The 15251-nt window shown below is 44.0% G+C and carries 11 protein-coding genes; 7 read left to right on the plus strand and 4 right to left on the minus strand.

Going from position 1 to position 15251, the window contains the following annotated elements:
- Positions 1–14: 14 nt before the first annotated feature.
- Positions 15–482 (minus strand): Cys-tRNA(Pro) deacylase, encoded by a 468-nt coding sequence (gene ybaK / locus BLD48_RS00240; RefSeq protein ID WP_071498451.1) that lies wholly within the window; start codon positions 480–482, stop codon positions 15–17.
- Positions 442–1824 (minus strand): MATE family efflux transporter, encoded by a 1383-nt coding sequence (locus tag BLD48_RS00245; protein WP_026830987.1) that lies wholly within the window; start codon positions 1822–1824, stop codon positions 442–444. The genes ybaK and BLD48_RS00245 overlap by 41 nt, the downstream gene beginning before the upstream one ends.
- A 197-nt stretch (positions 1825–2021) precedes the next feature.
- On the opposite strand from BLD48_RS00245, the gene BLD48_RS00250 reads away from it, so the two are divergent.
- Entirely contained in the window at positions 2022–2795 is a 774-nt protein-coding gene (locus BLD48_RS00250) for an enoyl-CoA hydratase/isomerase family protein (RefSeq protein ID WP_236629890.1), read from the plus strand.
- Positions 2796–2873: 78 nt separating this feature from the next.
- On the opposite strand, the gene BLD48_RS00255 is transcribed toward BLD48_RS00250, so the two are convergent.
- Together BLD48_RS00255 and BLD48_RS00260 are read right to left on the minus strand one after the other, a co-directional pair.
- Positions 2874–4025 carry a cation:proton antiporter gene (locus tag BLD48_RS00255; RefSeq protein ID WP_071498453.1) on the minus strand — a complete coding sequence of 384 codons (1152 nt, stop codon included), beginning with the start codon at positions 4023–4025 and terminating at the stop codon, positions 2874–2876.
- Between the two features lie 119 nt (positions 4026–4144).
- Positions 4145–5932 carry a glycoside hydrolase family 13 protein gene (locus BLD48_RS00260; protein ID WP_071498454.1) on the minus strand — a complete coding sequence of 596 codons (1788 nt, stop codon included), beginning with the start codon at positions 5930–5932 and terminating at the stop codon, positions 4145–4147.
- A 457-nt stretch (positions 5933–6389) separates the two neighbouring features.
- Here BLD48_RS00260 and BLD48_RS00265 point away from each other — a divergent pair, with 457 nt between their 5' ends.
- The 6 genes from BLD48_RS00265 (at position 6390) to BLD48_RS00290 (ending at position 15098) form a co-directional block, all read left to right on the plus strand.
- Positions 6390–7649, plus strand: coding sequence for an extracellular solute-binding protein (locus BLD48_RS00265; protein ID WP_201723123.1), 1260 nt, complete (start codon positions 6390–6392; stop codon positions 7647–7649).
- Positions 7650–7764: 115 nt separating this feature from the next.
- Positions 7765–9117, plus strand: a complete 1353-nt coding sequence (locus tag BLD48_RS00270) for a carbohydrate ABC transporter permease (RefSeq protein WP_071498456.1) — start codon at positions 7765–7767, stop codon at positions 9115–9117.
- Positions 9117–9950, plus strand: a complete 834-nt coding sequence (locus BLD48_RS00275) for a sugar ABC transporter permease (RefSeq protein WP_071498457.1) — start codon at positions 9117–9119, stop codon at positions 9948–9950. The genes BLD48_RS00270 and BLD48_RS00275 overlap by 1 nt, the downstream gene beginning before the upstream one ends.
- 23 nt (positions 9951–9973) lie before the next feature.
- Entirely contained in the window at positions 9974–11503 is a 1530-nt protein-coding gene (locus BLD48_RS00280; RefSeq protein ID WP_071498458.1) for an alpha-amylase family glycosyl hydrolase, read from the plus strand.
- A gap of 34 nt (positions 11504–11537) precedes the next feature.
- Positions 11538–12566 carry a LacI family DNA-binding transcriptional regulator gene (locus BLD48_RS00285; RefSeq protein WP_071498459.1) on the plus strand — a complete coding sequence of 343 codons (1029 nt, stop codon included), beginning with the start codon at positions 11538–11540 and terminating at the stop codon, positions 12564–12566.
- Positions 12567–12797: 231 nt separating this feature from the next.
- A complete protein-coding gene (locus BLD48_RS00290) occupies positions 12798–15098 on the plus strand; it encodes a glycoside hydrolase family 65 protein (protein ID WP_071498460.1) in 2301 nt (766 codons plus the stop codon).
- Positions 15099–15251: the final 153 nt, after the last annotated feature.

The following is a 15251-nucleotide window of genomic DNA, read 5'->3' on the forward strand; positions in this document are numbered from 1 at the left end:
ATTTCCAGTACGTATCAGCGGTTCGTGAAGAGAATCCCATTCGTGAATGTTAGAAAATCGTCAGGAGCTAATTTAATCTGCCAGCCACGTTTACCAGCGGAAATGATCATATAGGATTGACCGACTGCCCGATCCGATAAGAGGACGGGAAATGTTTTTTTAGCACCAATCGGGGCGACACCTCCTCGGATGTACCCCGTCAGTCTCATTAAATCGTTCATAGGCACCAGTTGTACTTTTTTTGTGGAAAGCGCCAGCGCCACCGCCTTCAAATCTAACTCTTCTTCTCCAGAAATGACGGCAAAAACATGTTGTTTTTGGTCTGTTTCTAAAACAAGAGTTTTAAAAATAGATGAAAGCGGGTAATTAATCTTCCTAGCCACATTTTGAGCGGATAAATCCTTTTCATCGACAGTGTAAGAAAGCAAATCAAATGGAACATCAGATTGCTTCAGAAGTCTTGCGACGTTCGTTTTGCTCATGTTGATCTCCTTTGACGACAGCATATTGTGCCCATTTCCGGCTGTTCCAACGTTTCATGGCGAAAATTCCGCGGAACCATTCATCGGCAGAGAAGGCGATCCAAATACCAAGTAGTCCAAGTCCGTACTGAAGTCCAAGTGTATAACTGAGGACAACGGCGATTCCCCACATCGAGAGGATACCGATGGCTACCGGGAAGCGGACGTCTCCGGCTGATTTCAAAGTTCCCATGAGTACGATATTCATGGCACGGCCCGGTTCGAGGATGACACTTGCCCAAAGCAATGGAATGCCGATGGCGATGATTTCAGGACTTGAGGTAAATAAAGACATAATCGATGTTCCGAATGAAGCGAGAGCTACAGCAGAAACAAAACTAGCAAACACCGCGATTTTTAATGTTTTTACAGCACGTTTGTGTGCTGCTTCAAATTGTTGTGCCCCCACTTGGCGGGCGACAAGCAATTGTGTTCCTTGTGCAATCGCTAAAGTGAATAAGAAACAAAGCATCGTAATGTTTGAGACGTAAACACGTGCAGATAGGGCGGACTCGCCAATCGTCGCAATGAACCCGGTAATGATGAGTTGAGAAAATTGGTACGAGACGCCTTCGCCAGCAGAGGGAATGCCGATATTCATGATACTTTTGATATCACGACGATTAATTTGAATTAAATCTTTTAGTTTGAAACGTAATGATAGTTTGCGGTAAACGACGAAAAACAGAAGGACGACTGCGACTGTCCGAGCGATGACGATTGACCAAGCGACACCGGCAACACCGAGTACGGGAATACCAAACAGTCCGAGGACGGCGATGACGTTACCGAAGGCACTGACAAAGTTCATCAACAACGTGACATACATAGCATTTTTCGTAAAACCATGACTTCTTAAGATGGCACCTAACGTTAAGGAGATAGCTTCTAAAAACAAGAAGAGACCAACAATCTCTAAGAAGGTTTCACCGTAAGCTAATGTTTTTCCTTCTAATGAGAAGAAACCAAGTAATTGTTTGCCGAACAAGGCAACGAGAACAGAAATGATTAAGCCGATATATAAATTAATGGAAAAAGCAGATCGTGCAGTTTGACGAGCATCCTGGACTCTTCTAGCTCCCAGGTATTGACCGATGATAATCGTAGCTCCAACAGACGTAATGTTAAATAAAATGATGAAAATATTGAGTACCTGATTGGAGACACCTACGGCAGCAGCTGCACTGTCCGAATAGTAACTAAGAATCAGGGTGGCGATGATTCCTAGGCTCATATGAAGCGCGATTTCAATGAATAGTGGCCAAGTAATTTGGAATAATGATTGTTGTTTAGCTGTTTTCATAAATTAAATTCCCCTTTAAGTCCTTAAAACGTATTGTCTTTCTGTATCTTTTGGAAACTATACGCCTTCAATTTTCATAATGAAAGAGTAAAAACAGTCCTTTCATAAAAAAGTAGGAGATTTAAAAGGATTTTCATAAAACATCACGAATACATCATAATGAATTGTTATTCATTTTTAGGATGGAGGGGAATGGAGTGAAAAGTGAGGTCGATTATCTAGTAAAAGGACACATCGCGACGATTACGTTGTCACGTCCTGAACGATTAAATGCGCTCACATCGACGCTTTTGACAGAATTAGCAGAATCAATCGAAGAAGCGAATCAAGATGAAAGTGTTCGGGTAATTGTTATGACGGGAAAAGGACGAGGATTTTGTGCCGGACAAGATTTAAAAACTGTCCAACCTGGCATGGATCATGGTGAGTATTTAAAGCATTATTATCATCCGGTCATTCGAGCGCTGGCAACAACAAATAAACCAACCGTTGCCGCCATCAATGGTGTCGCTGCGGGAGCAGGCCTTTCCTTGACGTTAGCGTGTGATTTTCGGCTTGTACGGGAGGATGCGAAACTATCTTTAGGATTCATCAACATTGGGTTGGTACCTGATGCGGGAGCACCTTACTTCTTACCACGATTGATTGGAAGTGCCAAAGCATTGGAACTGGCCTTATTAGGTGAGACGATTACAGCGCAGCAAGCGTATGATTATCATTTAGTGACAAAAGTCGTCGAAGCGGAACAGTTTGAAGATGAGGTAACTGCTTTTTCAGAATTTCTTTCCAATCGCCCAACAAAAGTCATCGGCTACATTAAACAATTGCAGGCGGCGAGTTCAGAATCGACGTTAGAAGACATGTTGGCTCAGGAAATCATCTATCAATCGCGTGCGGGTAAAACGGAAGACCACCAACAAGCAGTTCAAGCTTTTCTTGAGAAAAAAGCGCCGGTTTTCGTCGGGCGTTGACGAAACGGTTCTTATATAATAATTCTATCAAAAACGAGACCTTCCGACTATTTAATCGGAAGGTCTCGTTTTCAGCGCTTATTGCATCTTTTGTTTGATTTTCTTAGCGGTCGCATGTGTTCGATCGGTCAATCTACTAGAAATACGGAACAACATGATCCCAAGAAAGGCGGATACAAAAATGTACAGACCAGTCAAGGTCACAAAAGCTCCACTAGCAAGCGTAATGAATAAAATCGAAAATTCTCCACGCGGTCCTAAACAAAACCCGGATTCAATCGCATGGTAGTTAGAGAGTCCAAACGATCGTCCTCCTAGGAAACCAACAAGGAACTTCGACAAAAGTCCCCAGACGACAAGGGCAAAGAAAAACCAGTCTAATGGAAGTCCTTCCGTCATCTCAAACGACATTCCGAATGAAATAAAGAATAATGGTAAAAGCAAATCTTGAAATGGTGTTACAAGCCGTTTTAAATAGCGTGTCTCTTTGATTTCCGTCAATAAAATCCCGACGATGAATGCACCGAGGACTTCGGACAAACCAAACATGATCCCAATTCCTGAAAAGGTCAAAATTAAGCCGATGATGCCGATTCCGGCGTCTGGATGACGATAGAGAGAGTCAACGATTTTGGATTTTTGACGAATGAAGACGGTTAAAAAAATCAAAGCACTGAACAAGAATACAAAACCAAGGAAAATCGTTCCGACCTTCATGAAGGTGAATTCTTGTGTTCCGAGGACAAATGGAGCTGTTGTTAACAAAAGTGGGGCCGCCAAGTCTTCAAAGATGAGCAAAGAGAGTACGAAGCGATTCACATCTTTATGTTTATCAGGTTCACGATCGAGTAAGCGGGCTGAAATCGAAGAACTTGTCGCATACAGGACACAACCGATTAAAAATGCTTCCGGTACAGAAAAACCAAAAGCTAACGTTAAAAGGAAAGTACCACCAAAAGATAACAAAAGATCAATCAGTCCCGCTTTCCAAATGTTTCGGAACTGAATAATCAAATCGGCGACAGAAAACTTTAAACCGAGCAAAAAAAACAGAACAATGATACCCGCTTCTCCACCAAGTTTTAGTTCTTCAGGAAGATCGAAATAAAGACCAAGTACAATCCCGATTAAGATGAAGGCCAAGATGCTTGGAAGATGAAACCGTTCGCTCAGATAACTGACGGCAAACAGACCAATCAAGATGAGTCCAGTGTAAAAAATTAATTCCATGAGAGAAGAATCACCCCTTTCTTATTTTTATTTACCCTAAATTGAAAAAATAAATGAGCTTGTCATACAAATGAAAAAAGACAGTCTTTTCGCAAAAAAGCGAAAAGACTGTCTTCAGATCAAATGACTTGAATAATTGTTCCGGTATACGGAGCAAGTGTCACATCCAATGAAGGAAGCGGCGTGTTCGAAAAGAGATCCATGCCTTGTCCAGCCTGAGGAGCTGGAATCGTTGCTTGGTGGTTTGAGTTGTTGAAGTAGACATAATAGGTCCCATCTTGACTCATTCGACGCATGACGATGGTATTGGTTTCATCGTCAGCGTGGACAAAGGAAATATGTCCGTGATTGGCCAGTGTCTTATGGTGGCTTCTCAAATGAAGCAAATGTTTTGTATACATCAACAGATTTAAATCCTGTTCTGCAGTATCCCAAGGCATACACTTTCGGCAACCTGGATCTTGATCGCCATCCAGTCCGATTTCGTCACCATAGTAGATGACCGGGCTTCCAGAGAACGTCAACATCGATAATAAGAGTAACCGCATTTTATTTTTATCATTGCCGGCTCGTGTCAAAGCCCGTGGCGTATCATGTGAGCCAATCAAATTAAACGTCACTTCGTTGACATTCATCGTATTCGAGAACAGGACATGCGACATATCATTGGCATAGGCAGAAGCGGTCGTCTTATCGAGAGCAAAGAAGTTTAAGGCAGCGTTCGTGAATGGATAGTTCATGACGGCATCGAATTGATCGCCGAGCAACCATTCTTGGGAGTCGTGCCAAATCTCTCCAAGAATATACGTATCGGGATTCGCTTCTTTGACGACGTTTCGGAAATCGCGCCAAAAGGCATGATCGACTTCGTTCGCGACATCTAATCGCCAACCGTCGATCCCAAATTCTTCGACCCAATAACGAGCGACATGAAGCAAGTAGGCTTTTACTTCCGGGTTTTCCGTATTGAATTTTGGCATTTCCGGGACAAACGCAAAAGTATCATAGTTGGGCATAGGTTCTGTCACCAGCGGGAAGTTACGCAGGTGGAACCAATCTCGGTAAGATGAATTGCTACCATGTTCTCGAATGTCAGCAAACGCCTTGTGGTGGAAACCAGCATGATTAAAGACGGCATCAAGCATGATTCTGATTCCTTTTTCATGGAGCAGATCCACCATTTCCTTAAATTTTTCTTTTGTTCCGAATTGAGGGTCAATCTCGAGATAATCAATCGTATCGTATTTATGGTTTGATTTGGCCTCAAAGATTGGGCAGAAATAGATTCCTGTAACGCCTAACTCTACGAGATAATCAATCTTATCAATCACACCTTGAAAATCGCCACCGAATAGATTGGTCGTCGTTGGCTCAGTACTGTTCCAAGGCAGTGTGCCGGCAGGATCATTGACCGGGTCACCGTTCGCAAAACGATCAGGGAAGATTTGGTACCAGACCGTATCTTTGACCCAGTCAGGTGCATGAAAGACGTCCACTTTATTCAAATAAGGGACACAGAAGTAGTAGCCAGTATCATCTAATGGTTTTTCATCAAACCAGCCTCGTTCTGTGAAAACATGGCTTGACTGTCCGTCGTGAAGGCGAAAACCATAGCGGAGACGGCGAAATGGAGGAATGACATCGATGAACCAGTAATCAAACAGTTCATCAGAACCACTGCGTGTCATCGGGGTCTCGAACGTATTCCAGTAGTTGGCCTTAGACGGATCAAAATTCCAGTCAGCATCATCTGGATTTTCAGTATGCCAATCGTACGGGTCACCCCAGATCAACTCGACGTGATTGACATCATTTTTTTTAGTTTGTAATCGAATGTGAATGGTTTTTTCATCATATTTGTAGACGAATGGAGACATGGCGCGGTGGAAAACGGCTTCTTTCAGCATTGTGGTCACTCCCTAAGTGCAATCGCTTGCATTATAATGTAATAGTCCTCGACCTAAGAATAGTGAAGCGCTTTCTTAAAGTCAATTGGAATTCAAGAAAAAGATGACGGATTAAACAGAAGACGCGTATACAATGCAATCGATTGCACCTGTTTGTGCAAACGGTCTAAATGTAAACGTTTTCTTTTTAAATTGATTTTACTAATACAGACAAACCGTTTTCGAAAAAAATTTTAAATGATCTTTTTGAAATGTAGGAAAATATTTAATAAAAAGGACTTGTCAAAAGGATTTTAGATTGTATAATAAAAATGTAAAGGTGATGCAAACGTTTTCATAAAACACTTACAACCCCTCGGTTGTTATCACGAGAAAATGGTTGTGCCTTTATGCAAACGTTGTGCATCAGAACTTATCATTCGTACGTTAACTTGGGGAGGAATTTTCAAACATGGAAATCAAAAAATTAGTAGCAGGTCTTTCGGTATCTGTCATGGCAGTCGGTGCTCTTGCAGCATGTGGTGGTGGCACGGATTCAGGTTCTTCGGACACAAGTTCAGAAGGCGGAAAAAAACCAGCTAAAATCGTCATCTGGGAAGATACAGAAAAAGCTGAAACAACAAAAGCAGCTGCTAAAGCGTTTGAAGAAAAAGAAGGCGTCAAAGTTGAAGTCAAAGAAGTAAAAATGACGGATCAACAAAAGAAAGTCGCTCTTGACGGTCCTGCTGGAAAAGGTCCTGACATCATTCTCCTTCCACATGACCAAATCGGAACAGTTGTTGACCAAGGGTTGATCGCTGAACTCAAAGACGGCGAAAAAGCACTTGAGCCATTTATCGATACAGCGAAATCAGCAGTAACGTTTGACGGAAAAGTATACGGTTATCCAAAAGCAGTCGAAACACCAATTCTTCTTTTCAACAAAGATGAGTTAAAAGAAGCACCTGCTTCAATGGATGACTTGTACAAGATTTCAACAGATCAGAAAAAAGACGGCAAATACGGTTTCCTCGCACTTTGGGATAACTTCTACTTCGCACACGGTCCGATTGGTGGATACGGTGGATACGTCTTTAAAGATAACGGTGGAAAACTTGATCCTGCAGACATCGGCCTCAATAATGAAGGCGCAGTCGAAGGAATGGACTACATCGGTAAATGGTACAAAGAAGGTCTCTTCCCGAAAGGTTTGATCGGCGGTGGCGGTGGTCAAGCAATGGACCAATTGTTCGGCGACAAAAAAGCAGTCGCAGTCATGAACGGACCATGGGCAGTCGCAAGCTACAAAGAAAAAGGTATCAACTTAGGGGCAGCAGCTCTTCCGAAGCTTCCTAACGGCGAAGCAATCAAAACATTCGTTGGGGTAAAAACATATGCCGTTTCAGCATACTCAGAAAACGCAGAGTGGGCTGAGAAGTTCCTCGTATCACTCACTGGCGAAGAGAATGCCAAAGCGATGTTTGAGAAATACAACGAGATTCCACCAGTAACAGCACTTCAAGAAGATGCAACGATCAAAGACAACGAAGTCGCAGCAGCTGTCTTCGCACAATCTAAAGATGGTGTTCCAATGCCGAACATCGCTGAGATGGGTCAAGTTTGGGAGCCGATGGCAGCAGCACTTCAACTCGTTGCAACTGACAAACAAGATGCACAAAAATCAGCTGATGATGCTGTTAAACAAATCAAGCAACAAATCGAAGCAAACAATCAGTAATCAACTGAATCGATGAGACAGAATTAAAGAGAGGGGGATCTTCGATTCCCCCTTATCTTTATGGTTGGAAGAGAAGCCTGAGGTCAGACATGACCTTTGGAAAGGAGAACAGACGATGGCGGCCATTGCGACACCAAAACCAACAAAGACACCAGAACCTAAAACGAATCACCGGACGATTGCGGCGGTGATATCGATCGTTCCTGGATTGGGGCAACTGTACAACAAACAATTTTTAAAAGGCGCGACTTTTTTTATCGTCGTTCTATCGTATTTTTTAGTGAACTTCGAACTGTTTTTTAAAGGAGCTGGGAACGGTCCTGGAGATCGCGGTGCGATTTGGGGATTGATTACACTCGGTGAGGTACCAGGCGTAAGGGGGGATCACTCGATCTTCTTGATGGTCGAGGGAATCATTGCATTGATTCTGCTTGTGTTTGGTATCGCCATTTACGTCTGGAACTTTATCGATGCGTATCGGATCGGTAAGCTCCGTGATATGGAATTAGAAGTACCTTCTTTGAAAATGCAGCTCCGGAACTTCCGTGATAATGGATTCCCGTATGCCATGCTGATTCCATCGTTGGTTCTCCTAGTCTTTACGGTCGTCTTACCATTGATCTTTACATTTTTGATTGCCTTTACGAACTACAAGTTCAATAACTCACCACCCGCAAAACTCGTCGACTGGATTGGAATTCAAAACTTCTTGAACATCTTTACAGTGGATATCTTCCGCGACACGTTCATCAGTGTATTAGGATGGACCTTGATTTGGACAGTCGCTTCGACAACCGGTGTCATCGCGATCGGAATCGGTCTTGCTGTCTTATTGAATCAAAAAGGCTTAAAGGGAAAACGATTCTTCCGTTCGATTTTAATTTTATCGTGGGCAGTACCAGCGTTCATCACGATTTTGATCTTCCGTTCGATGTTTAATGAAACGTTTGGTGTCTTCAATACGACATTACTTCCGGCAATCGGGTTGGATAGTGGTGTCGAGTGGATGACGGATCCGACCTATACACGACTCGCATTGATCGGGATTCAGTGGTGGCTCGGATTCCCGTACATCATGACATTGACGACCGGTATTCTGCAGTCGATTCCAGAAGATTTGTATGAAGCAGCGACGATTGACGGAGCGACTTCAGGCGAAAAATTCCGTTTGATTACGTTACCGATGATCTTGTTTGCAACAGCACCGATCTTAATCACGCAATACACGTTTAACTTCAATAACTTCAACATCATCTATCTCTTTAACAACGGGGGACCGGCTGTTCCGGGTCAATCGGCTGGCGGAACGGATATCCTGATCTCCTGGATTTACAAACTGTCGCTTGGTTCGAATCCGCAATATGGATTTGCCGCAGCGATTACGCTCGTGTTGTCGTTCTTTATCATGACGATTGCCGTCATTCAGTTTAAACGTTCAAAATCATTCAAAGATGAGGATATGATCTAATGAGAAAACAAAACCGAATCAATATGGCGTTGTCATACCTCATTTTGACGATCGCCTCGATAATTATCGTGTATCCACTGCTATGGGTTGCCGGGACATCACTGAACCCGGGGAAAAGCATCACTTCTGATATCTTCCCAAGCAATCCGACATTGATCCATTACTTTGACTTATTTGATGCGACACAAACGGATTACGGCATGTGGTATTTAAACACTATCAAAATCGCCGTGATTACGATGGTCGTCTCAGTGGCACTGATTACGCTGACAGGGTATATTTTTTCACGGTACCGGTTCGTAGGACGGAAAAATTCACTAATCTTGTTCCTCGTGCTGCAAATGGTGCCACAATTCGTTGCCATCATCGCGATCTACGTCTTGTTGAACATGTTGCAGTTGTTTGATACACATTTGGCATTGATTCTCCTCTACGCAGGTGGCGCGATTCCGATGAATACGTATCTTGCAAAAGGATATTTTGATACAATACCAAAGGAACTAGATGAAGCGGCACGGATGGACGGGGCAGGACATCTTCGGATCTTCTGGCAGATCATTCTTCCACTCGCTAAACCAATGGTCGCGGTTATCGCCTTGTTTAACTTCATGGCACCATTCAACGATTTCATCTTGGCATCACTCGTTCTCCGTTCACCGGAGAAACAGACGTTAGCCGTTGGACTCTACAACATGGTTTCAGAGCAATTCGATAATAACTTCACATTGTTTGCGGCAGGTGCCGTGTTATCAGCAGTACCAATCGTTCTCCTGTTCTTCGCTTTCCAGCGCTTCTTCGTATCTGGACTGACAGCAGGTGGAACGAAAGGGTAATCAATCAAGGGGGAATCAGCGGCATGAGACGAGGCGTGATGCTTCTCCTCTTGCCGCTTCTCTTGTCTATCGGAATATTTCCGCAGACGAGCGAAGCAGCAGGATGGGAAAAAGAACGGATGTATTTCATCATGGTCGACCGGTTTGAGAACGGTGACCCGAGTAACGATCTAGAAGCAAATTCCGATGATCCAAAAGCCTTTCAAGGTGGCGACTTAGCAGGGGTCACAAAACGTTTGGACTACATCAAGGAACAGGGGTTCACATCGATTTGGTTGACACCAATCTTTAAGAACCGACCGAACGGATACCACGGATACTGGACGGATGATTATTATGAAATCGATCCACATTTCGGGAAAAAAGAAGAGTTCAAGACATTGGTCCAGGAAGCGCATAAGCGTGATCTTAAAGTAGTGCTTGATCTGGTCGTCAATCATTTAGGACCTAACCATCCACTTGTTGAGGAAAAACCAGATTGGTTCCATAAAGAACAAACCATCATGAACTGGAACAACCAAGCAGAAGTCGAAAACAATTGGTTATTTGACTTGCCAGACTTCAATACGGAAAATCAAGAGGTCGTCAACTATTTGATTGATGTCGCCAAGTATTGGGTCGATGAGACGGGAATTGATGGCTATCGTCTTGATACCGTCCGGCATGTTCCACCCGGTTTTTGGGAAAAGTTCATTCCGGCCGTCAAACAAGATCATCCGGATTTGTTCCTGCTCGGAGAAGTATTTGACGGGGATCCACGAAAGATTGCGACGTATTCAAAATTAGGATTTGATTCCGTCACGAACTTCCCGTTTTATTACGGCATCAAAGATCAATTCACTCGAAAAAATGGTTCGGCGGAAGAGTTGGATTCGGTTTATAATCGAGATACTACGTTTAACCCGAAAGCGATGTCTTTAGCGAACTTCATTGATAATCATGACTTAAAACGCTTTATCACAGAAGCGAAGATTGGTGGAGCCGAAGATGAGGAACGTCAACTGCGTCTCGCGTTGTTTGCCTTGTATGCAGCACCAGGAATGCCGATTGTCTATCAGGGGACAGAAGTGGCGATGCCTGGTGGAGACGATCCAGGAAATCGGATGATGATGGAGTTCGACAAAAACGATAAGATGCAAGAATATGTACAGACGTTAAACAAGATGCGTGATGACTATTCTGCCTTTGAAACAGGTAAACAGCGAATGGTCGCGAAAACCGATCATATGGCTGTGTTTGAACGAAAAACAAAAAATCAGACAGTCCTGTATGCTATTAACTTAGGGGAAAAGAAAACGACATTACGTGTAAAGGCATCAGAAGTGGGTGACGATCAACGATTACGAGGGTTACTGTTCTCGGATGTCGTTCGCCAAGATGGTGATGCGTATGAAGTGACGCTTGATGCGAACAGTGCCAATGGATATGTGATCGAGCGTTCGCAAGTGAATTGGGTCTCGCTTGTTGCAATTGGGTCAATCGCACCGATTCTTGCCTTAATCATTTTGTTCGTACATCGAAGACGGATCAATCGGACGAAGGAAACACTCTAAAATACATTTGTAGGGAAATGATGAGGTGAAAGGGATGCAAGTAACAATCAAGGATGTCGCGAGAGAAGCAAATGTCGCGCCCTCTACTGTATCGCGTGTGATTGCAAACAGCCCGCGGATCAGCCAAAAAACGAAGGAACGTGTCCGTCAGGCGATGGAGGAGTTGGGATACTATCCAAACGTTCATGCCCGGAGTCTCGCGAATCGGACAACCCAGGCAATCGGTCTTGTCATGCCAAGTGCGGCGACGAAAACACTTCAAAATCCATTTTTCTCAGAAGTGATTCGGGGTATCAGTACGAAAGCACATCAAAACGGATACTCGCTATACATGACGACAGGTGTCTCGGAAGAAGAAGTATACGAAGGTGTCGTCTCGATGGTTCAGGGTCGTCGAGTCGATGGGGTCGTCGTCTTGTATTCACGGACGGATGATAAAGTCGTCCAGTTTTTACAGGACTCTAAATTTCCGTTCGTCGTCGTCGGTAAACCGTTTAGTGATTCTTCCCATGTGACGTATGTGGATACGGATAACTACCTCGCAGGGCGTGAAGTCACAAAATATTTACATCAACTCGGTCACGAATGTATCGCCTTTGTCGGTGGATCACAGGACTTAGCGGTCACACAGGAACGTGTTGGTGGATACAAAACGGCACTGATGGAAGAAGGCATCCCGATTCATGACTCGTATATCGTCAGTGCGCCGTTCATGACGACAGGCGGGGCCGATGCCGTCAAACGTTTGATGTCGCTTGAACATCCGCCGACTGCTGTCGTTGTCAGTGACGACATGATGGCACTTGGTGTCATGAGTACGCTCAATGAGATGGAAATCAGTGTCCCCAATCAGATGGCAGTCGTCAGTTTTAATAACTTATTCATCGCGGAGTTCTCTAGTCCACCGTTGACATCAGTCGAAATCAACATCTTTGGTCTTGGATTTGAAGCGACGAATTGTCTGATTGAACAGATTAATGAAGAAGCGACACCTTACGGAAAACGGGTCATCGTGCCTCATTATCTGGTCGTTCGCCAATCATGTGGTGGAACCGCCAAGTAAGTCTTAAACACCATCAGTCCATCACGGACCGGGGGTGTTTTTTTTGAGGGAAATACCGTAAAGAGGGCAGCCACATCCAAAATAGAAAGAGACGCAGAAAAAGAATTTTATTTTCGTGCAAACGATTGCATTAGTGGTTATTATGTGTAAAATAAAGAAGGTAGAGAATATTAAAACGCTTACAAAAAGGCTTGTGCGTCCATGTGATTAAGAATGAAGGAGCTACTTAAAATGAAACGATTATTTGATATTAACGAATGGAAGATTACAGAACAAGGATTCCATCCGGAAGATAACCGTCTAGCTGAATCGATGACATCGATTGGGAACGGACATATGGGAATGCGAGGGAACTTCGAGGAAGATTATTCGGGCGATACCCATCAAGGCATGTATGTCGCCGGTGTCTATTATCCGGACAAGACGCGTGTCGGCTGGTGGAAAAATGGGTATCCGGAATACTTTGCAAAAGTATTGAATGCCGTCAACATCATGGGTATCCGTGTTTCGATCAACGGAAAAAACGTTGACTTGAACGAATGGGATGTCGTTGATTTTAAACGCGAACTCGATATGCAACATGGTGTCCTCACGCGGACGATGTTGATCAAAAATGGAACCGAAGAAACGAAAATCGAAGCAAAACGTTTTTTCTCAATCGTCGATAAAGAGCTTGCCGGACTCCGGTATACCGTCACTCCTGTTAACTTTGACGCAGAAATCGTCATCGAATCCTACCTTGATGCGGATGTCGAAAATGAAGATTCGAACTACGATGAAAAGTTCTGGCTCCCCGTCGAACATGGAGCAGAGGAACGGTTTGCCTATGTCACGTCTAAAACGAAAAAACTGGATTGGCATGTGACGGCAGCAATGATTACAGATGTCGAAGGAGCAAGATGTGAAGTGCTTGAAGGCACATTGCAGTACGTTTCGAATCGCTTCACGAAGCAGGTACCCGCGGGAGAATCCGTTACAGCTGAAAAGTTGGTTGCACTCGTGACGAATCGTGATTATGAAATCGAGGACTTGCTTGCTCAGGCGATGAAACGGGTCAATGATGCGTTCGAAGCTGGATTTGATCATGTTCTGGCTGACCATGAAGCAGCCTGGTTAAAACATTGGGAAGAGGCAGACGTAAAAATCGAAGGCGATATCGAAGCCCAACAAGGTATTCGATTCAATATCTTCCATATGTTCCAGACGTACACAGGAGAAGACTCCCGTCTAAACATTGGACCGAAAGGGTTTACGGGAGAAAAGTATGGCGGTGCGACATACTGGGATACAGAAGCCTACTGTCTCAACTTCTACCTCGCGACGTCGAAGCCGGATGTCGCTTGGAACTTACTCAAATACCGTCATAACCAATTGCCGCAAGCAAAAGAAAACGCGGATAAGAATGTTGGAATGAAAGGTGCCTTGTATCCGATGGTGACGATGAACGGAGAAGAATGTCACAACGAGTGGGAAATCACGCACGAAGAGATTCACCGCAACGGGGCGATTGCTCACGCTATCTACAACTATACGAACTATACAGGTGATACGTCATACCTTGGACAATATGGATTTGAAGTGCTCGTTGAGATTGCGCGTTACTGGGCGAGTCGTGTCAACTATGTGCCACATAAAGACGTCTATATGATCTTGGGTGTAACAGGACCAAACGAATACGAAAACAATGTCAACAACAACTGGTACACGAACCTGATGGCAGCCTGGTGTCTTGAGTATGCCCAAACGGTTCACCGTCATTTAGAACAAGAAGAACCGACACGGTTGGAAGAATTGATGCATCAGCTCGCGTTGACGGATGAAGAATTGGCGCACTGGGCAGATATCGATCAAAAGATGTATTATCCAAAAGATGACTCTGTGCCGGACGTCTTCATGCAACAGGATGGTTTCATGGATAAGGAACAAATCATGGTCGCAGATCTTGATCCGAAACACTTACCATTAAACCAAAACTGGTCGTGGGACCGTGTCTTACGTTCCGTCTTCATCAAACAAGCGGACGTCTTACAAGGGTTATACTTCCTGACGGATCGTTTCTCTATTGAAGAGAAAAAGAAAAACTTTGATTTTTACGAGCCGCGGACGGTCCACGAATCGTCGCTCTCGCCGTGTATCTATTCAATCATCGCGGCAGAAGTCGGGTATGAAGAAAAAGCAATGGAATTATATCAACGTTCGGCGCGTCTCGATCTTGATAACTACAACAACGATACAGAAGACGGTCTACACATTACGTCGATGGTCGGATCTTGGATGTCAATCGTCCACGGATTCGCGGGACTTCGTGTTCAAGACGGTGCCTTGTCCTTTAAGCCGATGTTGCCAAAAGGCTGGACAAGTTATTCGTTCCGGATGCAATGGCGCGGTCATCACATCCTCGTGCACGTCAAACAAAACGAAGTATCTATCGAGCAGAATATCGGCGAGTCATTTACGTTGCAGCTACATGGTGACAGCGTAGAAGTTCCGGCAGAAGGTACGGTTACGATTCCAGCATCGATGACAGTATGACAAAAATTCCGACATGGTCAGCATGTCGGAATTTTTTTAGTTTTTCCTAAACGTTAAGTTGTGTTCAACTTCCGAAAATGAGAGCGGTACCAAAAAAAGAAATACAATTCTTTCGTCTTCTTGACTATCCGGACTCATTTGTTATGTGCTAAA

This window comes from Exiguobacterium sp. KRL4 (assembly GCF_001870785.1).
Taxonomy (GTDB): Bacteria; Bacillota; Bacilli; order Exiguobacteriales; family Exiguobacteriaceae; genus Exiguobacterium_A.

Excerpts from the sequence above, each read along its gene's own strand:
- BLD48_RS00280 (WP_071498458.1), top strand. The coding sequence starts at position 9,974 with ATGAGACGAGGCGTGATGCTTCTCCTCTTGCCGCTTCTCTTGTCTATC.
- BLD48_RS00245 (WP_026830987.1), bottom strand. The coding sequence starts at position 1,824 with ATGAAAACAGCTAAACAACAATCATTATTCCAAATTACTTGGCCACTA.
- BLD48_RS00290 (WP_071498460.1), top strand. The coding sequence starts at position 12,798 with ATGAAACGATTATTTGATATTAACGAATGGAAGATTACAGAACAAGGA.
- BLD48_RS00260 (WP_071498454.1), bottom strand. The coding sequence starts at position 5,932 with ATGCTGAAAGAAGCCGTTTTCCACCGCGCCATGTCTCCATTCGTCTAC.
- BLD48_RS00255 (WP_071498453.1), bottom strand. The coding sequence starts at position 4,025 with ATGGAATTAATTTTTTACACTGGACTCATCTTGATTGGTCTGTTTGCC.
- BLD48_RS00275 (WP_071498457.1), top strand. The coding sequence starts at position 9,117 with ATGAGAAAACAAAACCGAATCAATATGGCGTTGTCATACCTCATTTTG.
- BLD48_RS00285 (WP_071498459.1), top strand. The coding sequence starts at position 11,538 with ATGCAAGTAACAATCAAGGATGTCGCGAGAGAAGCAAATGTCGCGCCC.
- BLD48_RS00270 (WP_071498456.1), top strand. The coding sequence starts at position 7,765 with ATGGCGGCCATTGCGACACCAAAACCAACAAAGACACCAGAACCTAAA.
- ybaK (WP_071498451.1), bottom strand. The coding sequence starts at position 482 with ATGAGCAAAACGAACGTCGCAAGACTTCTGAAGCAATCTGATGTTCCA.